Source organism: Lysinibacillus sp. FSL L8-0312, from assembly GCF_038003285.1.
GTDB classification, from domain to species: Bacteria; Bacillota; Bacilli; order Bacillales_A; family Planococcaceae; genus Lysinibacillus; species Lysinibacillus fusiformis_D.
Map to the genome: position 1 here is coordinate 538,393 of NZ_JBBOOV010000001.1, position 21,086 is coordinate 559,478.

Genomic DNA, 21,086 nt, shown 5'->3' on the forward strand with positions numbered 1-21,086 from the left:
GGTATCCAACAGGGCGTTCAAACATTTACGCTAGATTGGCACTTCTAATGGCGATAATTTGTTGGCAATCGATGATGAGTGGCGACGCGGCTGCACCGGCTACCTCAAAGAATGTTGCACAGCAAGTTTTAGGATCTAAGCTGATAAAATAAATACCCGCGAAGCTACCGCCACCTGCTAAAATAACATCTACGAAAGCCCCAGTAGACAGGCATTTTAATTGATGACAAATACAGCCTTTACAGTGGTGATCTTTAGCATGCTCCGCCTCGTAGTAATAATCTTCTTCATCACAGTATTTTTCCTCTTTTTTGCAATGGCAGTGCTTATGCTTTTGTTCCCGCTGACATGGCTCATTTTTTTGCCAACACTTGCATCCATCCTGTTTATGTTCCCATTTATATTGGTCATATTTATGCTTGCACTTGCATTCTTCTACTTTGTGCTCACATTTCTTCTGTAAATGACAATTACATTTTACATACTGTTCACAGCACTTTTCTTTTTTCTTATTCCAATTCATATAATGGCTAAATCTACTATCTTGCATCTTTTAATCTCCCTTTTTGTTAGTTTTTTAGTAATGGTAGCGCTAACCTTTACACTTATAATCTATGAAATGATGAACGATACTTCTTGGTAATTGCCCCCTGCGACAGCTTAAAATTATTTTTTGAAAAATCAAGAGAGAGATAGCCATAGATAATTGTGATAACCCTAACAGTTTTCAGGAGAAAAGATTGCTAGACTTCCGCCTGTTAATTTCATGAAGAAATGGAGTGAATGTATGAAGAGAATACTGCAAATCTTCTTTCTTTTCATGTGCTTAATAGTAGTGATCTCATTGCTAATTGTACAAAGGCAGCCTTTAACCACAGCGACCAGTACGAATAGTCCAACTCCCTATGCAGAGGAGCTTGGCCAAAAATTACAGACTACAGATTTTACGAAAAAGGTGTTGCAGGCGATACGAGAGGTAGGCTACGCCCCTGATAGTACGGTTGGCTATTTAATAGACTCGCCAGAACATCAGGTCATCACGATTCAATTACACAATGGCGAAGAAATTGATGTAAGTACAGAAAGTGAGATTCAATCCATCATCGACGAGCTAGCCAGAAAAAACAATATCCCTCTATTTATGGTTAATGTCCAGCTAATAGAGGCTAAATGAGCTGAGAGGGAGGCACATTGGATAGTGTCTCCTTTTACATATAAAGGGAAATTAAAGCGTGCTATAATAAGAAAAGAGGTGAGATCAATGAAAATCTTAGTATTAGGGGCGAGTGGACGTGTAGGTAGCCATCTGGTTGAGCTGGCATTAAAGGATCAGCACGAGGTCACTATATTGGTCCGTGACCCTAATAAAATACAGCAACATCATCAACAGCTGCGTGTTATTCAAGGAAATGTTTTAAATAGGCAGGATGTTGAACAGGCAATGGTTAATGTGGATGTGGTGGTCAGTGCATTAAATACAGATGGTGGCGATACATTATCGGCGAGTTTACCGTTGATACTTGAGGCGATGACACAACAACAGGTGAAAAGAATCATTACAATCGGAACAGCAGGGATCTTACAAAGTCGTGTTACACCGACGATTCTCCGCTATCAATCGACTGAATCTAAACAAAAATCCACGTTTGCCGCACAGGAGCACCAACGTGTATTCGAACAATTACAGCAGTCTGATAGGGACTGGACGATTGTCTGTCCTACTTATCTACCTGATGGGGCTTTGACAGGGAACTACCGAATCGAACGTGATTTCTTACCAGAGGGTGGCACTCAAATTTCAGTAGCAGATACTGCAGACTTTGCCTATCAACAAATCTTTAGCGAGGAATTTTTGAAGACACGGGTAGGTATTGCGTATTAAAAAGGGGAATGAGAGATGAAAATTATTCATGCCATCATTGGTATGGTTATCATTGTCGTGGGACTTACATTCCTCAGTACAACGATTGAAGAGGCGCCTGTTAGGAATGTGATGCTAAAAATCTATGGCAGTATTCTAGTTTTTATGGGTACATTCTATCTCAAAAAAATTGCGAAATTTGGTAAGCGAATAGTTTAAATGAACTTATTGCTTTAACTTATTTTCATACCAGCAGTCAATCCAATATTCAAAATGAGTGAAAAAATATACTGATATTTTCCTTTTTATAGAAGGTTTGCTATACTTTATGTCGAATATATCATTGAAGAGGTGATTGTATGGACAAAGAAATATCAAATAACTGTCAATATCCTCAACACCTAACAGGCCATGATGGAATCGAAACGACAGAATTATATGTCATCAAGATCACAAAGGAACAAGTGGATAGGTTGATTGAGGATATCGATCAAACATTAAAGGCGTCTACATGACGTCTTTTTTTAATGGCAAAAAGGCCACCTTCAGGGGAAAGTGATCTCAAAACAGGAGAGCTTTGGAAAGGCTAGATTTGCTTTACACTACTATACATATGAAAAAGTAATTTTGTTTGCTAGCCATTTGCCCGAGAAATAGATTAAAATTTCTTGAATTTCTAGCATACCACTGCCTGCATTATGTACAACCTCAGTCCTTTCGACATGAAAAGGAATAATTCAATGCCAAATAATCTCGTACGATTTTTGGCTGGCCTCCATTTTCAAGACATAGCTTACTAGCAATTTTAATTTCCTGCTGATTATAGTGAGATTGTGCCCCAATCAAAAATATGCCTGACAGTATCAATAAAGTACCGATTCCCAAAACATATTTTATAATCCTTTTCAATCAACTGACCTCCATTTCCACCTGCCTATTTTCTAGCATATGTTTGACTAGCAAAGCAATATGTTAATTGACATTTTGTATGCAAATGTATACAATCAGTTTAAATAAATGTATACATTTGTATACGAGAGGAGGATTTTTATAATGAGAGGTTCTGGATTTAGAGAACATATGCGAGAAGGACATCACCGTGGAGGACGTCATAGAGGCATGGATGGTGCAGCACAGCGAGGAGCGAAAACATTCCGACGAGGCAAGGCCATTTCATTTTTAGAAATGCTACATGTTAAGCGAGCAACGATTAAACAGCAATTAGAGCAGCCTGAGTTTCAATCGATTCAGCAAATTTTGATAGGGGAATTAAAAGCGATTGACATGGTCATCCAAGAATTTAGCCAGTTATTTGACATTCAGGAAGGTGAAACAACGGAAGCAGCTGACAGTCCACAGGAGGAAAATGTGCATGAAACAAATGAATAACTATATTGATACGGTATTTTATCAGCAGGATACGCTGTTAGAGAATGTTATTTCCTCCATTGCAGAAAAAGGCATGCCTGCCATTTCCGTGTCACCATCTTCAGGGAAGCTGCTGACGATGCTTGTATCGATTACAGGGGCTAAGGCTTTATTAGAAATCGGTGCGCTCGGTGGGTATAGTGGCATCTGTTTGGCAAGAGGATTGGATGCAGAGGGCTCATTGACTTCATTAGAGTTAGATGAAAGCTATGCACAGCTTGCTGCTAAAAATCTTGCCAAGGCAGGCTTTGAGAAGCAGGTTACCTATTTGACGGGCCCTGCATTAAACAGTCTGGAAAAGCTAGTAGCAGATGGACGACGTTTTGATTTGTTCTTTATTGATGCCGATAAGGATAATTATGAAAATTATGTAACGGCGTGCATCAAGCTGGCAAACCCTGGTGCATTAATTGTGACAGACAATGTCCTGGCAGGGGGCAGTGTAGTAGACCCTGAGGCTACACCAAAGCGTTATACAGCCATCATGAAAAAATTCAACGTGACGATCGCTAATCATCCACAGCTTGAGTCCATCCTTCTCCCAATTGGGGATGGCATAACCGTTTCCAAGGTTAAAAAATAGTATAACGAACTGACTATTAATGGTAAAATATTGTTAGCAAACAATAAGGGAGAGATGCTTTTGAAGCAAGCACTAGTGGTGATTGATGCACAGCAAGAACTAATCGAGGGTAATCAGGATGAACAAGCCGTCTATCAGAAAAACGAATTACTGGAGACAATCAATGCCGTCATCCAGAAGGCCGCGGAAGCCCAGGCACATATTATTTTTGTTCGTGACCAAGATGTGGCAGGTGGCGAAGGGGAAGGCTTTCAAGTACATCCAGCGATCCAAGTTCCAACGACAGCTGTCTTCTTTGATAAACTGGCAACGAATGCTTTTTACAAAACAGGCTTACTGGACTATTTACAGACCCATGACATTAAACATTTAGTGATGATGGGCTGTAAAACCGAGCATTGTGTGGATACAGCAGTAAAAACAGCAACCGTTCATGGCTTTGATGTCACATTAGTGGCAGAAGGTCATTCCACTAACGGCTCCGACTGTTTATCACCAGAAGCTATTATTGCACATCATAACGACATTTTACATGGCCATTACAATGTGGATCATTTCTCACTTGTGCGCAACGCCGATGAAGCACTATTTAAACCAACACATAATAATTATCGCTAACAAAAAATGACCAAGAATCTAGGTTCTTGGTCATTTCATATTAGGATTGAAAATCATCCTACCACAGTACATACGATGCTAAAACGTATCAAACATAGCCCCTGAATATTCAAAGACCCCCTTAAATAAAGCGCATAGTATGCTTGAAAAAGGATCGCTTGGCTATATTTAATAATAGTAGTAAATGGTATATACAGAAAATTTAAAAATTACATTGCATCATGAGTTCTTCTATTTATAAGGGTGTTTTACAAATATTAACATGTAAGCTATTGCTGGTTACAATGGATAGGGCCACCGTGCGAGCAGTGACCCTAAGTATCAAGTCAGGAGGTGTAAGGCTAAAAAATTAGCTTTACACTATTATATATATGAGAAAATAGCTTCGAAAGTTAGTTATTTGCCTGTTCGATAGATTATTTTTTGAAAGGCGACTAAATGGTGCATCAATTGTCGGATGTCGTATTGTTATGCCTGTTAAGGTAGTGATAAGGAAGGTGATGGATATGGATTCTTTAACAAGATTAAATGAGGCAGTGGCGTATATTGAAGCTCATCTAACAGAAGAAATAGACTTAAAAGAGGCTGCAAGAATAGCTTATTGCTCGGACTATCATTTTAAACGAATGTTTTCCTTTCTAGCAGGGGTATCGTTGTCCGAGTATATTCGTCGTAGGCGGTTGACACTTGCCGCTCTAGAACTGTCGCATTCCTCTAGGAGAATCCTTGATATTGCCATTTGTTATGGCTATCGCTCCGCAGATGCTTTTACGAGAGCCTTTCAGCAAATGCACGGCATCACACCATCTGAGGCGAGGCAAAGTGGTCAAATCTTGAAAGCTTTTCCACGGATGACCTTCCAACTTACTATTAAAGGAGGTAGTGAAATGAATTACCGACTCGAGCAAAAAGAAGCATTTCACATTATCGGACTCATGAAAAGAGTACCCATTGTTTTTCAAGGAGAAAATCAAGCAATAACAGAGCTGGCTCGCTCTTTGACAATGGCGGACATTGAGCAACTGAAAAAGCTGTCCAATATCGAACCAAAGGGGATAATCCAAGCCTCCACCAACTTTTCAGAAGGGAGAATGGACGAAAAGGGGGAACTCGACCATTATATTGGAGTAGCCACAACAGAAAAAGGTACCCACCACTTTACAGCGTTGGATGTACCTGCGTGTACGTGGGCCGTATTTGAAGCGGTCGGACCATTCCCGCAAACACTACAGGAAATGTGGGGCCGCATCTATGCCGAATGGTTCCCATCATCTGGCTATGAGCAAGTAGCTGGCCCTGAAATCGTACGCCATGCAAGCATCGATTTCTCCTCCCCAACATTTACAAGTGAAATATGGATCCCCATTTATAAAAAGGAGCCTTTTGCGTAATGCAAAGGCTCTTTACTGTATTTTTGTGCCATTTGGTACCTGCTGATCAGGTGTTAACAGGATCACATCGCCCTCTACAGGCACCCCACCAATAACTAATACCTCAGACTTAAAACCCGCGACACGGCGGGGAGGAAAATTAACAATCGCCACTACTTGCTTCCCAATCATTTGCGCCGGTGTATAACGCTTGGTAATTTGTGCAGAAGACTGTTTAATACCAAGCTCTTCACCAAAATCAATGGTCATTTTAATCGCAGGAACACGCGCTTTTGGCAATTCCTCTGCCTCTAAAACCGTGCCAATTCGTATATCAAGTGCTATAAAATCTTCAATGGTAGCCATAATCATACTCCTTCTTCTTTTATGACAATGCTATCATTGAATAGAAAAATATTCAAAAAAAGAAGAGCACATGCAGCGCTCTTCTCTCATTAACGACGATGCTCTACCAGGTCAATAGCTCCTAACACAATGTGTGCTAGCCCAAAACCAAAGAGGGTATTGGCCACCATTTTGTTAGAGCCATGCTTTTGCTTCATGGCATATCCAGCAGCAGTAACAGCCGACCCTAGGATAGTAGGGATTAAACCTTCACGAATTCCATTCATAATTTGATCCCTCCGTCGTATGATTCGGTGTGAATTTCACACCATACTTACTATGAACGTTTGGCGAGCATACTATACTAAGCATCAATCAAATAGCGTATTTTTGTACTAAAGGAAGAAAGCCTCCTGCAAAAAAAACGTAATAGAATGGCCACTCTCATTTACATAATGTATGTAATTTTTGAAATTATTGAAACAAATAGGAGACATTAGCCGTATAATAAAATAAGGGGGGCTGAAAATGAAGTATGTAGGCATTGGCACGATATTATCGATTCTAGGCGTTGTATGTTCCATCTTCATATGGGGTACCGAGCAAGCGCATTTACTCTCAGGGATACTAGGCGGAGTGTTCATCTTTGTCTCGATAGTCATGTCAGGAGCAATAGCGAGCGGAGATAGAATACGAGCCAATCTTGCTACAGAAACAAAAGAAGCTAGAAACGAACGCAATCGCATGATGACTAACGCGTCACTATTAGCCTTACCCAACATTATTGTAGCCATCTTCGCCTATTATCTCTGAAGCATCCATCAATCTGAACAAACACTCCATTCAAAGTAGTTCTATCGCTCAAAATAGTGGTTCGATTCACTTAGAGTAGTTCTATCAATCAAAAAAAGCGTTTTATCGATCAGTTTATGCATTTTATCCACTACATGTTGAATTCTATCCATCAAACTAGATGAACAATCCAATCATAGAAGTTTTATCAATCAAAAAAAGGTTTCTATCGCTCAATATATGCGTTTTATCCACTACATTTAGAGTTCTATCCATCAATTTGGATGAACAATCCACTTAGAGCAGTTCTATCGCTCGAAAAAAGAGTTTTATCAATCAAAATAAGTATTCTATCGCTCAATATATGTGTTTTATCCATCACATGTTGAATTCTATCCATCAATTTGGATGAACGCTCCGACCAGAGTAGTTCTATCGATCAAAAAAAGGTTTCTATCGATCAGTTTATGCGTTTTATCCACCACATTTAGAATTCTATCCATCAATCTAGATGAACGCTCCACTGAGAGTAGTTCTATCGCTCAAATAAAGGTTTCTATCGATCAGTTTATGCGTTTTATCCACTACATTTAGAGTTCTATCCATCAATTTTAGATGAACAATCCAACCAGAGCAGTTCTATCAATCGAAAAAAGAGTTTTATCAATCAAAATAAGTATTCTATCGATTAATATATGCGTTTTATCCACCACATTTAGAATTCTATCCATTAATCTAGATGAACGCTCCACTGAGAGTAGTTCTATCGCTCAAATAAAGGTTTCTATCGATCAGTTTATGCGTTTTATCCACTACATTTAGAGTTCTATCCATCAATTTTAGATGAACAATCCAACCAGAGCAGTTCTATCAATCGAAAAAAGAGTTTTATCAATCAAAATAAGTATTCTATCGATTAATATATGCGTTTTATCCACCACATTTAGAATTCTATCCATCAATCTAGATGAACGCTCCAACCAGAGTAGTTCTATCGCTCGAAAAAAGAGTTCTATCCATCAAAATAAGAATCTATTCACCTCTAATAGAAAGGATGTCGCGTGCTATGGATGAAGAAAAAGATTATTACCCAGAAGCTTCTAGATACACACTTGCTGTTGTTCTTTTGACACTAATTATTTGGGGTATTTATGATTGGCGCAATGCACATGCAAATGGTTTTCAATTCCTGTTAATTAATGAAATTGTAATCACACTTGGGATCACGCGCTATATGTTGAAGAAGCGAGATCAAAGAAGGAAGCGCTCTCAATAATCGGTACATATAAAATTCATAAAACGTGTCACATCTACCCTAGGTGTGGCTTTTTTTATTGCATTTAATAGTGGATGAGTACATTTGTAATAGAGAGGTGGTACTATGCAATTAACAGATGGTACACGGACATTTGACACGGACATCATTGATGAGGCTGCCAGAAAGAAAGAGCGTGATGAGCAGGAGCGGGAGATGCTCAATGCCTTTGCACGTTATGCTTATCTTCGCTACAAGCAAATACGAGATAAAGTAAATCCACGTAAATGTAAATATATGTATATTCATCAAGTTCGCCAGCAAATAACATCACCTGCTAGGCTTCAACGTGTTTGTAAGCTTCTGACGATGACAGAGGAGGAAGTTCTGTACATTGTGGAATTTGTGCGAAAGTATTTGAAATATGTGAAGTAAACCTCATCGACTGATGGGGTTTTTTTACATAATTTCTAGGGAGAATTATTTTTCAACGACCTGCTCCATATAGTATGATGAACGTGGGTAAAGGAGTGAGAATTTGAGATTCATTAAATTTCTAGTAGTGATGATTATTTTCCTTGGCGTAGCTGGGTATGGTGTGTTACATTTCGGCACAAAATTTGCCTCTGAAAAAATCGTAGATACGTTGTCAACGGAATTAGAAAGCAGCGGACAAAAGGAAGAAATCAAAAATACCATTGAAAATGACCCTCAGTTGAAAGCCTATATGGAGGAAGCAAAAACGGTTGACAGCAGTACATTGCCGTTTACGACAAAAGAAGAGGCGACTAAAGTATTAATTCAAAAAGTGGGGATCACGGAGCTGAACGACATTCGTGTGAAATTGCAAGATGGCTCGATGACACAAGAGGAAGCACTGCAAATGGTTGAAGGAAAATTGTCGGATGAAGAGCTTGCTGCTTTAAAAGTAATCGTTTATCAAGAGCTTTATCAATAAAATTCGGACATGCTGTTGTGGCATGTTCTTTTTTTATGTCCCTTTTTCGAAAAATTCCCTTTATATAATAAGAAAGGGAATTTGACAGAAAGAGGGGATCATAATGATTTATAGAGTAGCCAAAAAGGAGAATTTCGTTGTCTTGGACAAGGGATTTTTAAATGATGATCAATTAAGCTGGAAGGCGAAGGGGCTGCTTGCTTATATGCTGTCCTTACCAGATGATTGGTCTTTTAGTCTTGCCGATTTAGCAACCCGCAGTAAATGTGGACGAGAAGCGACTGCACGAATTGTAGACGAACTGATACAGACGGGTTATCTTCAAAAAATTCAAGAGAGAACAAAAGATGGTAAGTTTCGTAAGGTGGAGTTTCTCGTATATGAAGCTCCAGCACTTGCTGCCATGCCGTCAACGGGAAATGCGTCAACGGTAGCACCACAAACGGAAAAGCCCACACTACTAAATAATGAATTACTAAATAATAAATTACTAAAAAATATAGATGATGATAAACAATCTGCACCCTCTGTCTATCACTTTTACGAGCAACAAGGCTTTGGTGCACAAACTGCCCATATTGGTGAGAGAATTCATCATTGGCTCACTATTTTTACGGAGGAAATGGTTATACATGCGATGAAGCTAGCAGTGGAACACAATGTATTACGTTGGCGGTATGTAGAAAAGATTTTGCAAAATTGGTATAGCAAAAAAATAAAAAGCATGGAAGATATAGCCATCGAGCAGCAGCGATTTCAAGCACGTAAGCAACAGATGGCACGACAGCAAGTTAACAGACGTCAAGAAATCATTCCGAAGTGGTTTCATCAGCGTCATGAAGAGGAAGTACTATGTGATCAACAGCCAACAATGGATTTTGCAGCGGAACGTCAAAAAATATTAGCATTATTAGAGAGCATATAATCGTCCGAATACCATAAAGGTTTGGTTGATGAAAAGTCATCATGATCCTGTAATATCAAGTGAATTCTTGCTAACGCATCGTCAAAAGAACGTGGGTCATATTGGCGTGTCCAAACAATGGTGGAAAAGACCGTCATTGCCACATATAAGGCATAAAGCTGCCAAAATGTATCGTCTGGAGTAGCCGAAAAATAGCCATTGATTTGCCCGATGCAGTAGGGGATGCTGTGACGTCTACTAAATAAGGCAAGATTATAAAAGTCATGAGAAGGGTCACAGGTCGATGTTTTAGCAGTGGCAGATGCGCCTCAATAAAGCTTCATCATTTTGCTTCCTGTGGTATGTGATAGGAACCTTGCTGGTATGCCTTCCAATAAGCAGAGAATTTCTTGGGCTGTGTCGCCTCCCAATTGAGCATTGGCGGAGCACTCACTTGATGGATTTTTCTCAATTGTTGCCCAGCAGCAAGACCGAGATGGAATTGCTCAAAGTCAGTGAATTGCTGGATGACATCATCCGCGGGTATTCCTTCTAAAAAACGAACGACCGTTGCGGTTAAATGGGCTTCTTGCAGCACCTTATAGTCAATCGCTTTATGTGTTTTTACACCCTGTTTTTCTAATTCCTGTAGCAACATAAATTCATTTTTGCGTTTTTCACGATGCGCTACATCTGCTAATCGTACAAAAAAGCGCGTTTCTCCCACAGTTACGAGATACTTAGTATCAGGAGAATAACCTTTGTGGACTTCGGTTATTTGCGTAAAACCATCTAAGCTTGGTAATTGCTGAAATATATCTACTATACGCACATGTCATCCCCTCACTTTCAATATTTTAGAAGATACAAAATACTATAGGAAGCAATCTTTGTCAATGTCTTGGATAGTAGGAAGGGGTAAAAAAATCATATATAAAAAATAGTAAAAGAGCACAATTAACTAGAAATCACTGGTATGGGAGCATTTATTAACTATAAGTGAATGTCTTTGTATCATTCACACTCAGAAAGAGAGGTGAAATGATAGCAATAGTCGTATGCAAGAAAAGAACCTGTTAAGCCCCGTAAGGAATACCTCTGATTAATTATCGTTTTTCCCTGAACATCACAAATAGTAGAAATGGATAACATAGCTGTCATTCACGAAAAAATGATAGGAAAGGGTGGTGTAGTATGAGTTATGTTATTGAAAAACAGATCATGTCAGGGTTACCGAATCAAGCGCTCACGGCTATAAAATATGTGGTGGCGCATGAATCAGGTAATAGCAGCAATACTGGTCCAAACGCATTGGAAAACGAGATTGCCTATATGAATAGAAATAAAGCGAATGCTTTTGTATCCCACTGGGTAGGCGGTGGTGGACGAATCGTACAAGTAGCCCCCGTGAATCGTGTGCAATATGGCTGTGGTCCAAAAGGAAATCCATATAGCTATGCCCAGGTGGAGCTGGCACGGACAGCTAATAAGGAACAGTTTAAAAAGGATTATGCAGCGTATATTTGGCTGTTACGTAAGCTTGCCATAGAGGCAGGAGTCCCAACTGTTTTAGATGGCAATGGTAACGGCATTAAGTCACATCGATGGATTACGGAAAATCTAGGAGGTACCACACACAAAGATCCTTTTGCCTATTTAAAAAGTATGGGGATTTCAGAAGCACAGTTCCAGCTAGATATTAAAAATGGACTTGAGGAGGGATTAACAGTGTCACAATATAATGAGCTGAAACAAGAAATTGCGATGTTAAAAAGCTTATTAGCTGAAAAAGCTAGCCTACAAGCAAGCAGGGAAGTAGGAGCATCTCATAAAGAGGCATGGGAATGGGCCGTTAACGAAGGAATTATCCGAGGCGATGGCAGTCAGAACATGAATCCAGCAGGCGCTCTCACGAGGGAACAAATGGCGACAATGCTTAAACGTTATTACGATAAATTTATAGCGAATTAACTGGGGAGGATAGAGCTTGCATGCAAAAGCGAGCTTTATCCTTTTTCATTAAATAAAGGTTTTTTCAAAGTTTTGTCGAATGTAGTAGAAGAGAGGAGGGGTTTTGATGTTAACGAAAATAAAAAAAGTGAAATTCGAGCAAGAAAGAAAAAAACCATTGTACAAGGTGATAATGGAATGTCCAGAGGGGAAACAATTATATGTGAAGTTTGATTATACTTATAAAACGGAAAATTTCTGGCCTTTAGAAGTGAATTATAATAAAAAGAACTATGGTGCGAAACTAGCATGGTATACAAATGAAGTCGAGAATATGACAGTGGCATCATTTTTAGAAACCATTGCTGGGAAAATTAATAAGAAGTACGACTTTGACTTTAAGCAACAATAAAAAACAGCATCCTGAGGAATGCTGCTGTAAAGCCTATCCATTAATTGGTCGAGATATAAACAATCAATGCTGCCTCATCAAATGTTACATTTGCACCAAGTGCTTGACTAACAAATCTTAGAGGGACCATCGTTGTTCCTTGATAAATTTCAGCTGGATGGCTGAGGGCGATAGTGGATGTAGTACCATTTGCATCAACATAAGCCATTTTATTCCCCACACCAAGCACAATTTTTTTACTGCCCTTTGTTGCCGTTACTTTTTTCGTTGCACTTTCATAAGCAACTGTTGCTCCAAGTGATTCAAAAATGGCCTTCATCGGCACTAATGTTGTGCCATTTTTCATATAAGCGCCAGGCGTGTAATGTTGCTTTACATTATTTAAATAGACAGCAACTTTTGTCAACACTGGGGCTGTAGTTGCTTTTGGTGTCGGTGTAGATTGGCTTTGACCACCTGAGGAGGACCCTCCATTATGATAATGGTAGCCTGAACATAGCCCTTTCGCTTTGGACTTGTCCGAGCAATTATGCCCACCATTGCCATCTAAACGCCCAGGATGCGCTTCCGCAATAGAGGCTGTAGCGAGAAATAATGTAAACATCGCCATTAATAAAACCAATTTCTTCATAAATACCCTCCTATTATTGAAATATGTAATTATTATACTGTTAAAAAGTAAATTTTGATATGTTTTTATAGTAAAATAGTTGTAAAAATTGGAGGGAACTAGAGCAATAGGCATGTGGCGTATAAAATGAAGCCCTTTTACGAAGAACTTTCGAAACAGCGGAAGTAGTAGGACATGTATAGGCGATAAATTGGCACTAACAATTAAAAGTTGTTAGTGCCAATTTATTTTGCTTCAGCGGGTGTTGAAACCCATGTCTTATGGCAAACCAATATCCTGTGCCTCTGACGGATGGCACTGGTTTTCGAGCAACTCGAAAAAATGTAGATGCAGCGTAAGCGATTATGCCGAATCGTAATGCCAGTTATGTCTTCCTTGTCAGTAAACATGATGATAGATGCTGCAATGCCAGTGCAAGAAAGAGAACAATCGTGAATGCACAATATTTGATAGTTCTCAAAGCCTTTACAGACGATGCCGAGAACGCTTTATGCTGGTCGGTGTTGATTAAGAGACGATATAACGTAATGTAGTAGGGAACACATAGAGCAGACACATAGATTAAAAAAGATAGGACAAATAAGCAGATTTGGGATGTGCTACTGCGTCTCGATTAGCCATGTCAAGTAACCAACATAGCCCTAAAGCTAAAGCAGAAATACCTAGCAGAATAGTGCCAATTTTCAAGAAAATGGTTGCCCTTTGTTTCTGTCTCATTCAAAGCACCTCACTGGTTACGGTACCTTGATTTTAAAATTCATTGTTTTCTATCTAAAAAAGACATCCATCCTTGTGGGAGGGATGTCTTATTAGACACGATGTTTAACATCTTACATATTTTCGTTTAAAACCAAGTCTGCCTCGCTCTACTTCCTTTTGAATCGTTTCATAAGCATTTAGCGTAGTGTTTTTTTTGTTGTCTCTTTTCATTTCCACTGGACCAATTGCCTGTGCCGTTTCAATGGCTTGCTCATGAAGTGGTACATAGGAAATGGCCACTGTGTATAGAAAATTATTCATCGCAGATTTCGTGCGTGCTGGTGCATCATGAATTGTATTTTTTACCACTTCCAGCATGTTGGCTAATTTGCTCATAGAAAATTCGCTATCCTTGCGATTTCCTAAAAGCCAGCAATAGCAGCTCCAGCCCGCTGACATTCTTAGCTCCTCACCGCTGGCAATCCATGCATCCGCAACCTCCTGTGCAATAGGGGCTTCCGCTAACGTGACCGCTACAACATAATCAGACAGCATATAAAAATAAGCCGCATCCATCCAACGATCAAAATCTTCCACAGTCATTGCTTTGGGATCAGCAATAACGCCTGCAAAATACATCGCATCATAGTTACCTGTAGCATAAAGTTCTTCTGCTAGAGCTTGATTGATTTTGATTTTCTTCGCAATAGGCTTCATGGCTCCCGTTGCCACACCAAACAGTGGCTCCTGAGCACCATTTGACAGATACATTTTTTTCGTCCGTTCCTTGCCTAGAGCCTCTAGCTCCTGCATCACCATTTCTGCATTCATCCAGTAGCACTTCCTTTACCTTTAATAGACACAAGCCCATTATCCTATAACAAACACTCATTTGTCATGGAGGATACAGATAAAATCGCCTAATAATAATGATTTTATGTTAGATGAATGCCTTTTGGGAGATTTAGCTTGGTTGAAGAGGTTAGAGCCTATTCCATATAAACATAAATTGGGCTGCATCGGATTCTAGCGCAATTCGATGATCGTCCGTCGATTGATCTTCAGTCAGCAGGCGACCTTTTTGCACGTTTAAAATGGCATGTTTAATAGTGTCAGGGTGTTCTATTTCGTAGTGAGAGTTTTTCAGGAGGGTTAAGGCAGATTGGCATTTATATTTATCAATGCGCTCATTTTTACCTTTGAAATACAGCTTAATCAAGTAGGGGATATCGTCGATGATTAAACCAAGTTCTGGATTGGAACGCACCGTTAATGCATCACTATACCAATTAGCCTTACCTGGTGCAAACCATTGAACATTTTTATTTTTTAAAAATTTTAAATAGGCTTTTACGACATCCTGATAATTTTTCTGACGTGCAGGGAGGGCATTATCGATCATATCGAGTAAATAATTGTCAGGCAAACCCTGTTCATGGTATTTTTTTAAACCATCGCGTAATGCCTTCCAATAATCTTTAATTGGATGATAATCTCCCTGATATTTAATATCTTTCACAAACTTCGTCTTGGCTGTACTTCCCTTCATCGTGAAGTCTGTAAATTGGGTTAAGCCAATGGATGGCTTTGTGATAATCGTCATCATTCCATCGTCCTTCTTTCCTTATCAATGACATGTTATAGATTATATTGGAAAGGGGGACTGTATATGATTTTCTGGCGTGTTAAAAGTTATCAATGAAAAGAATTCTACTAGGCATCGCTTTCTCGTACAATTGACATCTTTACAATGAAAAAACAACATTCTATAAAAGAAATGTACCGCCAAGAACACCTTCTATCGATGCTCATTGAAGAACATGAAAGGAATAGTCAATTTGAGCAAACCGTATGGATTCTTAATTGTGCACATCATTTCGTTTCTGACAAGGACTTTGACTATACCAAGCAGCATAGCCTTGCGACCTACCATAAATTATATGAGCAACTGTATGACCATCTTTTGAACCAGCAGACAGTGAAATTAGTTTAGCTAGAAATAATCATTTCATACTGTACTGGGAATAGATCAAACCAAATAGGGCAATGTAAGACTACTTGGAGGTGATCATTTTGTCGAAGGGCAAGCAATATAAACGTCAGTCAGAGTTGGCAGAATTAGCGACAGATTTAAGTCCAGATGATTTAGATGTGCGTGAAGAAAATGCTTTAACACAAGAGCAAAAGAAAAATTCGAACGAAGGTACTCGGTCGAAAAAATCTGCAACACGTAAATCGCAATCATAATACTGACACCACAATCATCGTGATTGTGGTGTTATTTTATCTTTCATTTCACGTCCACTAGACCAATGCCACCTTTCTACAAAACACATTGGCAATAAAAGAAATCCAGAAACAATCCATAGTATACTGTAAACAATAACAATAAATGGTATAATATATAAAATGGTTGAGAGGAGTTGATATAAATGACTTTATTTATCTTGTTTATTGGGATCATCGTTGTCGTCGGTATAGTCAGTATGCTCAATCAACCGTACAATAAATCGAGCGAGCAATCACACCATAGTCACCCAACAAACGATTTTCTAACAAATGATGCACAGATTTCCTCACAGGAAAGCCATCATTGTGCTGATTATAGCGCGTCCACTAGCGATTCCTCATGTGGCTCATCAGGAGAATGAACGAATGGTTTAGATAATTTGCTATATTTCCTTGTAATTCCGCTCAAAGGCAAAATCACAAGAAAACGCAGCCAAAAGCGTGTTATAAAATAACCGAATTGTCAGGAAGCGTCTCAAAATCGGAGCATAAGCATCCACCACGAAAAAGCTGGAAACCGGTAGTAAACTGGTCTCCAGCTTTATTCATATGTAAGGTTATCTTAAATGTCTTGTTTCTGCATCAATCATCTAGTTAGCCAAATTGACACTCGGAGCGATAGTACTAAAGGAGTACTTGATGTTTACACAGGACGCGGTATGAATGATAGAGGAGCCAGTAAATAGTCAATATTCGGAGCATTTGTTTCTACAATCTCTATTAATTGTGCAGAATCATCGGTGAATGCTGATAAAATGACGATTCATTTGGGACGAACAAAGGGACATCATAATGAGAAGCATCACCCTATCATAAGAACAAACAAATGGCGAAGATGGGGCAATATGGCGTAAGATAGAGTAATAGATAGAGAGAATTTTGGAGGGACTCAATATGATACGATTCGAAAATGATTATGCAGAAGGCGCACATCCACAGATTTTGCAACGATTAGTGACGACAAATGAGGAGCAAACACCTGGCTATGGTATGGATAAGCATTCGGAAACAGCTAGAGCTTATATTAAAAAAGCGATTGCAGCAGAACAAGCAGATATTCACTTTTTAGTCGGTGGTACGCAAACGAATACAATTGTTATCTCGTCTATTTTGCGTCCTTATCAGGGAGTCATTGCCGCGCATACGGGACATATTGCGGTGCATGAAACAGGTGCAATTGAAGCCACTGGTCATAAAGTGCTGACATTGCCGAGCGAGGATGGCAAAATAACGGCGGCACAGGTGAAAGCATGCTATGAGGCTCATTGGCAGGATAGCACGCATGAGCATATGGTGCAGCCGGGCTTAGTGTACATATCTCATCCTACAGAAAATGGCACGACGTATAGCAAGGCGGAATTAACGGCTTTAAGTGAGGTTTGTCGAGAATGTGGCTTACCGCTATTTTTAGATGGGGCGCGACTAGGATACGGGCTTGTAGCGCAAGATAGCGATTTATCCTTAGCAGAGATTGCGAAGCTTTGTGATGTTTTTTATATTGGTGGCACGAAAATGGGCGCATTATTTGGCGAAGCGGTCGTAATAGTGAATCCTGCGTATCAAAGGGATTTTCGCTACATGATGAAGCAAAGAGGAGGGCTGCTTGCTAAGGGGCGTTTATTAGGCATTCAGTTTGAAACCCTATTTGAAGAAGACCTTTATATGGCTATTTCTCATCATGCTGTAGACATGGCGATGCTAATTCGACAGGCGTTTATCGACAAAGGCTTTGCATTGCGCTATGATTCGAAAACCAATCAGCAGTTTCCGATTTTACCAAACGACATGCTGACGGCTTTGGCTGAGAAATATTCCTTCTCTACTTGGGAAACCTTTGATGACAACTATACCGTTGTGCGCTTTTGCACAAGCTGGGCCACAAAAAAGGAACAAGTAGATCGCTTGATAGAGGACATTCACCAATTAGCCTAATCAGTGAACTGCACCTGGAATAAAAGGGTGCAGTTTTTTCCTATTATTCCTTAGAGGTTGCTATACTAGAGGATGAAAGGAAAGGTGGAATGGCATGACGAAATATATAGCATTTTTAAGAGGCATTAATGTAGGTGGACACAATAAATTGAAAATGGCTGAATTAAGAGAAGCGCTTATACCGCTGGGATTACAAAACATTCGGACATATATTCAAAGCGGCAATATCCTGTTTGAATCAAGTGAGTCTGAGGTATACCTACAACAGCAAATACAAGCAACCATTCAAACAGTTTTCCATATCACGAGTATCGTGATAATCAGAACAGCCGAAGAACTGCAATCAATCGTCCATAATTGTCCGTTTTCAGAGCAAGATATGGCTGAGGCAAGTACCACAGCTACAGGGGAAAGTCTCCATGTCGCCATGCTACCAGTTGCACCCACTGAAGTGAATGGTGCGAAGTTATTAGCCTACGAAAGTGAAAAAGAGCGTTGTCTCATCAAGGGCAGAGACGTTTATCTGTTATTTTACGAGAGCATCCGCAATGCCAAGCTGGGTCAACAGCTACACAAGCTGGAGATACCTGCAACGGTGCGCAATTGGAAAACGATGAACAAGCTTGTGACGATGATTGACCAGTAAGACGGATAATAGAGGTGTAAGATTGAGACGAGACCAAATAAGTTATTTTATCTATCCTTGTGCTTATTTCATTGTGAGAACGATCAATCAATGGAGAAAACAAGAATCGATTACATGGGGAGAAAATGTCATGATGATGATCGGCCTAATGTTCTTCATCTATCTGTTGATTCTCATGTGGAATTGGTCAAATAAGCCCTATCAATGGGGGAAAAAAGATAAAGAAACATAAAACAAGAGAGCCCTTTCATTTTCTTTTAAATGATTGCTCTCTTTTTTTCAACTCGTCAACATATAAAAAAACCTGCAGCGAAGTTAATCGCTACAGTTCAGAATTGGTTGATACCCTTTGAGTATTCTCATGTATTATAGCATAACTCTTTATTTCCTGTATAGAAATGTTTAAGTCTAAATCAATTTATGCAATTACTGCTTCATCATCACTTGAACGTTTTATAAAAATAGGACTCGATGTGCAGTAATCTCCTCCAAGCAATGCGACCAAAGATGTTATGGTTTGCTGAAGCGATTCAACCGTCAGCTAATCAAGCAATTTTTGTGTAGCAGCAGCTTCACATGTCCAAGAATGTAAAAAATGGTCCATTGTCTGAAACATAAAATCCTCCCCAAAATAGCATAGGATGTTTTATTTTGCTATGTGCCCAAAATAAAAGCAATATAAAGTACCGCATAAAGAGGCAAGGCAATCGAAAGCATGATATACATGGTCCATTCACCAATTGTTAGTGTTCTTTGCCATTTCGTTAATTTTAGCTGTCGACGATATACCATACTGGCAATTAATATGACTAACAAAGCGAGTTCCTTTAAGTTATCGAAAAAGGTAATCACAGTATCAGCTCCTTTAGGCTTTTGCAATATATGAGCCTACAATTGTCAACATGACTAGCTAAGGTAGCGTCCAGATGTCAACATAAAAAGTGCGTCTCTATATAAAATAGAAACGCACGTCCATTTATTCATCTCGAATGACGATAAAAACACCACTCAATATGAACAGGGAGCCTAGCCAAAAGGACAGTCCTATCGTCTCTCTTAATAAGAGCCAGCCTAAAAATGTGCCGACAATGGGCTGGAAGAAGAAAAATAAGCCGCCACTTGACGCATTCATTAATTGAAGCCCTTTATTCCACAATAAAAAGCCACCCGCTGTAGAAACAATGCCTAAGTAAAGCAAGCCGCCTGAAATCGTTGGCTGCAAAATAGTTGTTAGCGCCAAATCCTTTAATCTTGGCAGGATAAAAGGTGTCAACAAAATCACAGCTACTATAGATGAATAGGTTGTCACGACAATTTGTGAGTAGTGGCTAGGCACTTTTTTTACTAATGCCGACATGAAGGCCCATGTTAAAGCAGCGACTAGTAAGTAGAATCCACCTAATTGCTGTGTAATATCGATTTGGGCGTTGCCCACAATGATCCCAACGCCAATGGTCGCGAGGACGATGGACAAGCATTTTTTAATCGTAATGTTTTCCTGCAAAATAAAACGAGCGAAGACAACCATAAAAGCAGGGGTTGTAGCAGTAATCATCGCTCCCATTTGAGCAGTGGAGAGCATTGTCCCCATTTCTTGCGTGACAATCGAAATCGTATTTCCGATGAGACCAACAAGAAAAATAATCAACCAATCTTTTTTAGCGATTGTCCAAGATTGCTTCATCACGATGCCGATAATACCGAGTGCAATCACCGCAATCAAATAACGAATCCAAACAAGCTCCAATGGTGGCACAACCTCCACCACTACTTTAACTACTACATACATGGCGCCCCAAATACTTGCAGCAAGCGATAAAAAGATGGCGCCGATACCTTTATTTCTCATGTTTTTTCCTCCGTTTTCATAGATACCTATGCCCTTAACGGAGAAAAAGCGCTTCTACCGTTAAGGAAGAAGGATTGCTGGTACGTCCTGTTCAAATAATGGAGCAAACATCATAATAATCCCACCATCCCCAAGTCATTTTTATTAAGTATAATAGACTATCCATCGTTTTCCTAGGGGAGGTGGATGATAATGGTATTACTTCAATACGCGATGGGAGAGAAGGATTTACCAATAATAAAGGAGGTTTACCAATCTGTTGGATGGAAGAAACATGATGAACAGATTATCAAACAAGTTTTCAATGTAAGTACATATCAAGTATTCACTATGGTGGATGGAAAAACAGTGGGCTTGGCCAGATGGAGTATTTTATGCCGCCATTTACAGTGTGGTTGTACATAAAGCTTATCAAGGCTCATTTACTCCTAGAGGATATGATCGTCCAATGAGGAGAGGTATCCTGTAATCAGTTAATCATTACAACAGAAAATGAACCGTATTTATGTAAAAATGGGCTTTGAAAAATATGAAGCTGGGTATGACCATCTATCAAAATCAGCA

Annotated in this window: 33 protein-coding genes and 2 pseudogenes; 22 read left to right on the forward strand and 13 right to left on the reverse strand. The window is 39.5% G+C overall.

All coding sequences use genetic code 11. The features are described from left to right. Positions 1-25: 25 nt before the first annotated feature. Positions 26-550, reverse strand: a complete 525-nt coding sequence (locus MHI22_RS02740; RefSeq protein WP_036128935.1) for a hypothetical protein — start codon at positions 548-550, stop codon at positions 26-28. A gap of 237 nt (positions 551-787) precedes the next feature. On the opposite strand from MHI22_RS02740, the gene MHI22_RS02745 reads away from it, so the two are divergent. The 4 genes from MHI22_RS02745 to MHI22_RS02760 all read left to right on the forward strand — a co-directional run bounded on the left by MHI22_RS02745 (position 788) and on the right by MHI22_RS02760 (position 2,376). After that, entirely contained in the window at positions 788-1,174 is a 387-nt protein-coding gene (locus MHI22_RS02745; RefSeq protein WP_036128933.1) for a hypothetical protein, read from the forward strand. Positions 1,175-1,261: 87 nt separating this feature from the next. Next, entirely contained in the window at positions 1,262-1,882 is a 621-nt protein-coding gene (locus tag MHI22_RS02750; RefSeq protein WP_340810974.1) for an NAD(P)-dependent oxidoreductase, read from the forward strand. Positions 1,883-1,897: 15 nt separating this feature from the next. Next, positions 1,898-2,080: a hypothetical protein gene (locus MHI22_RS02755; protein WP_340810975.1), complete on the forward strand. Its 183-nt coding sequence runs from the start codon at positions 1,898-1,900 to the stop codon at positions 2,078-2,080. A 140-nt stretch (positions 2,081-2,220) separates the two neighbouring features. Further along, positions 2,221-2,376, forward strand: coding sequence for a hypothetical protein (locus MHI22_RS02760; RefSeq protein ID WP_170829804.1), 156 nt, complete (start codon positions 2,221-2,223; stop codon positions 2,374-2,376). A gap of 193 nt (positions 2,377-2,569) precedes the next feature. On the opposite strand, the gene MHI22_RS02765 is transcribed toward MHI22_RS02760, so the two are convergent. Further along, on the reverse strand, positions 2,570-2,770 hold the full coding sequence (locus tag MHI22_RS02765) for a hypothetical protein (protein WP_036128927.1): 201 nt from the start codon (positions 2,768-2,770) through the stop codon (positions 2,570-2,572). Positions 2,771-2,914: 144 nt separating this feature from the next. Between MHI22_RS02765 and MHI22_RS02770 the strand changes: the two genes are divergently transcribed. From MHI22_RS02770 to MHI22_RS02785, 4 genes are all read left to right on the forward strand, one after another. Continuing rightward, entirely contained in the window at positions 2,915-3,250 is a 336-nt protein-coding gene (locus MHI22_RS02770) for a hypothetical protein (RefSeq protein ID WP_271913164.1), read from the forward strand. Beyond that, a complete protein-coding gene (locus MHI22_RS02775; RefSeq protein WP_036128923.1) occupies positions 3,234-3,872 on the forward strand; it encodes an O-methyltransferase in 639 nt (212 codons plus the stop codon). Before MHI22_RS02770 ends, MHI22_RS02775 begins: the two co-directional genes overlap by 17 nt. 60 nt (positions 3,873-3,932) lie before the next feature. Continuing rightward, entirely contained in the window at positions 3,933-4,490 is a 558-nt protein-coding gene (locus tag MHI22_RS02780) for an isochorismatase family protein (protein WP_271913169.1), read from the forward strand. Positions 4,491-4,996: 506 nt separating this feature from the next. Then, entirely contained in the window at positions 4,997-5,881 is an 885-nt protein-coding gene (locus tag MHI22_RS02785; RefSeq protein ID WP_340810976.1) for an AraC family transcriptional regulator, read from the forward strand. 12 nt (positions 5,882-5,893) lie between these two features. Here the strand turns inward: MHI22_RS02785 and csaA are convergent, their stop codons facing one another. Together csaA and MHI22_RS02795 are read right to left on the reverse strand one after the other, a co-directional pair. Beyond that, positions 5,894-6,226: a chaperone CsaA gene (gene csaA, locus MHI22_RS02790; RefSeq protein WP_340808876.1), complete on the reverse strand. Its 333-nt coding sequence runs from the start codon at positions 6,224-6,226 to the stop codon at positions 5,894-5,896. A gap of 89 nt (positions 6,227-6,315) precedes the next feature. Continuing rightward, a complete protein-coding gene (locus MHI22_RS02795; RefSeq protein ID WP_036128914.1) occupies positions 6,316-6,492 on the reverse strand; it encodes a hypothetical protein in 177 nt (58 codons plus the stop codon). 241 nt (positions 6,493-6,733) lie between these two features. Between MHI22_RS02795 and MHI22_RS02800 the strand changes: the two genes are divergently transcribed. The 5 genes from MHI22_RS02800 to MHI22_RS02820 all read left to right on the forward strand — a co-directional run bounded on the left by MHI22_RS02800 (position 6,734) and on the right by MHI22_RS02820 (position 10,135). Next, positions 6,734-7,018, forward strand: coding sequence for a DUF5316 domain-containing protein (locus tag MHI22_RS02800; RefSeq protein WP_271913176.1), 285 nt, complete (start codon positions 6,734-6,736; stop codon positions 7,016-7,018). Positions 7,019-8,063: 1,045 nt separating this feature from the next. Next, a complete protein-coding gene (locus MHI22_RS02805) occupies positions 8,064-8,273 on the forward strand; it encodes a hypothetical protein (RefSeq protein ID WP_230593831.1) in 210 nt (69 codons plus the stop codon). A gap of 105 nt (positions 8,274-8,378) precedes the next feature. Next, a complete protein-coding gene (locus MHI22_RS02810; RefSeq protein ID WP_036122729.1) occupies positions 8,379-8,687 on the forward strand; it encodes a hypothetical protein in 309 nt (102 codons plus the stop codon). Positions 8,688-8,790: 103 nt separating this feature from the next. Then, positions 8,791-9,210: a hypothetical protein gene (locus tag MHI22_RS02815; protein ID WP_051891658.1), complete on the forward strand. Its 420-nt coding sequence runs from the start codon at positions 8,791-8,793 to the stop codon at positions 9,208-9,210. A 103-nt stretch (positions 9,211-9,313) separates the two neighbouring features. Then, positions 9,314-10,135, forward strand: coding sequence for a DnaD domain protein (locus tag MHI22_RS02820; RefSeq protein WP_036122725.1), 822 nt, complete (start codon positions 9,314-9,316; stop codon positions 10,133-10,135). A 322-nt stretch (positions 10,136-10,457) separates the two neighbouring features. Here the strand turns inward: MHI22_RS02820 and MHI22_RS02825 are convergent, their stop codons facing one another. After that, on the reverse strand, positions 10,458-10,946 hold the full coding sequence (locus tag MHI22_RS02825; RefSeq protein WP_340810977.1) for an aminoglycoside phosphotransferase family protein: 489 nt from the start codon (positions 10,944-10,946) through the stop codon (positions 10,458-10,460). Positions 10,947-11,308: 362 nt separating this feature from the next. On the opposite strand from MHI22_RS02825, the gene MHI22_RS02830 reads away from it, so the two are divergent. Together MHI22_RS02830 and MHI22_RS02835 are read left to right on the forward strand one after the other, a co-directional pair. Then, the gene (locus MHI22_RS02830) at positions 11,309-12,085 is read left to right on the forward strand and encodes an N-acetylmuramoyl-L-alanine amidase (protein WP_036122718.1); all 777 of its coding nucleotides are present in this window, start codon (positions 11,309-11,311) and stop codon (positions 12,083-12,085) included. A 106-nt stretch (positions 12,086-12,191) separates the two neighbouring features. After that, entirely contained in the window at positions 12,192-12,476 is a 285-nt protein-coding gene (locus MHI22_RS02835) for a hypothetical protein (protein WP_036122715.1), read from the forward strand. 40 nt (positions 12,477-12,516) lie between these two features. Here MHI22_RS02835 and MHI22_RS02840 read toward each other — a convergent pair whose 3' ends face one another. The 5 genes and pseudogenes from MHI22_RS02840 to MHI22_RS02860 form a co-directional block, all read right to left on the reverse strand. Continuing rightward, a complete protein-coding gene (locus tag MHI22_RS02840) occupies positions 12,517-13,107 on the reverse strand; it encodes a copper amine oxidase N-terminal domain-containing protein (RefSeq protein WP_058843076.1) in 591 nt (196 codons plus the stop codon). Between the two features lie 457 nt (positions 13,108-13,564). Continuing rightward, a pseudogene (locus MHI22_RS02845) lies at positions 13,565-13,663 on the reverse strand (DUF2975 domain-containing protein); the annotation flags it as partial. A 5-nt stretch (positions 13,664-13,668) separates the two neighbouring features. Next, the gene (locus MHI22_RS02850) at positions 13,669-13,824 is read right to left on the reverse strand and encodes a hypothetical protein (protein WP_340810978.1); all 156 of its coding nucleotides are present in this window, start codon (positions 13,822-13,824) and stop codon (positions 13,669-13,671) included. 105 nt (positions 13,825-13,929) lie between these two features. Then, complete coding sequence (locus tag MHI22_RS02855; RefSeq protein WP_340810979.1) at positions 13,930-14,637, reverse strand: DNA alkylation repair protein; 708 nt, start codon at positions 14,635-14,637, stop codon at positions 13,930-13,932. Between the two features lie 151 nt (positions 14,638-14,788). Beyond that, on the reverse strand, positions 14,789-15,409 hold the full coding sequence (locus tag MHI22_RS02860; protein WP_271913563.1) for a hypothetical protein: 621 nt from the start codon (positions 15,407-15,409) through the stop codon (positions 14,789-14,791). A 147-nt stretch (positions 15,410-15,556) separates the two neighbouring features. Here MHI22_RS02860 and MHI22_RS02865 point away from each other — a divergent pair, with 147 nt between their 5' ends. From MHI22_RS02865 to MHI22_RS02890, 6 genes are all read left to right on the forward strand, one after another. Next, positions 15,557-15,799, forward strand: a complete 243-nt coding sequence (locus MHI22_RS02865; RefSeq protein ID WP_180957795.1) for a hypothetical protein — start codon at positions 15,557-15,559, stop codon at positions 15,797-15,799. A 71-nt stretch (positions 15,800-15,870) separates the two neighbouring features. Beyond that, positions 15,871-16,053: a hypothetical protein gene (locus MHI22_RS02870; protein WP_230593830.1), complete on the forward strand. Its 183-nt coding sequence runs from the start codon at positions 15,871-15,873 to the stop codon at positions 16,051-16,053. Between the two features lie 185 nt (positions 16,054-16,238). Then, positions 16,239-16,457 (forward strand): hypothetical protein, encoded by a 219-nt coding sequence (locus tag MHI22_RS02875; protein ID WP_080717073.1) that lies wholly within the window; start codon positions 16,239-16,241, stop codon positions 16,455-16,457. Positions 16,458-16,989: 532 nt separating this feature from the next. Further along, the gene (locus MHI22_RS02880) at positions 16,990-18,027 is read left to right on the forward strand and encodes a threonine aldolase family protein (RefSeq protein ID WP_340810980.1); all 1,038 of its coding nucleotides are present in this window, start codon (positions 16,990-16,992) and stop codon (positions 18,025-18,027) included. A 94-nt stretch (positions 18,028-18,121) separates the two neighbouring features. Next, entirely contained in the window at positions 18,122-18,673 is a 552-nt protein-coding gene (locus tag MHI22_RS02885; protein ID WP_036122698.1) for a DUF1697 domain-containing protein, read from the forward strand. Positions 18,674-18,695: 22 nt separating this feature from the next. Further along, on the forward strand, positions 18,696-18,905 hold the full coding sequence (locus MHI22_RS02890) for a hypothetical protein (RefSeq protein WP_089932275.1): 210 nt from the start codon (positions 18,696-18,698) through the stop codon (positions 18,903-18,905). Between the two features lie 312 nt (positions 18,906-19,217). Here MHI22_RS02890 and MHI22_RS02895 read toward each other — a convergent pair. The 3 genes and pseudogenes from MHI22_RS02895 to MHI22_RS02905 form a co-directional block, all read right to left on the reverse strand. Further along, positions 19,218-19,289: pseudogene (locus MHI22_RS02895) on the reverse strand (DinB family protein); the annotation flags it as partial. 38 nt (positions 19,290-19,327) lie between these two features. Beyond that, positions 19,328-19,552: a hypothetical protein gene (locus MHI22_RS02900; protein WP_058843081.1), complete on the reverse strand. Its 225-nt coding sequence runs from the start codon at positions 19,550-19,552 to the stop codon at positions 19,328-19,330. Between the two features lie 97 nt (positions 19,553-19,649). Further along, a complete protein-coding gene (locus tag MHI22_RS02905; RefSeq protein ID WP_340810981.1) occupies positions 19,650-20,522 on the reverse strand; it encodes a DMT family transporter in 873 nt (290 codons plus the stop codon). 192 nt (positions 20,523-20,714) lie between these two features. Here MHI22_RS02905 and MHI22_RS02910 point away from each other — a divergent pair, with 192 nt between their 5' ends. Beyond that, a complete protein-coding gene (locus MHI22_RS02910; RefSeq protein ID WP_271913191.1) occupies positions 20,715-20,927 on the forward strand; it encodes a hypothetical protein in 213 nt (70 codons plus the stop codon). Positions 20,928-21,086 lie beyond the last annotated feature (159 nt).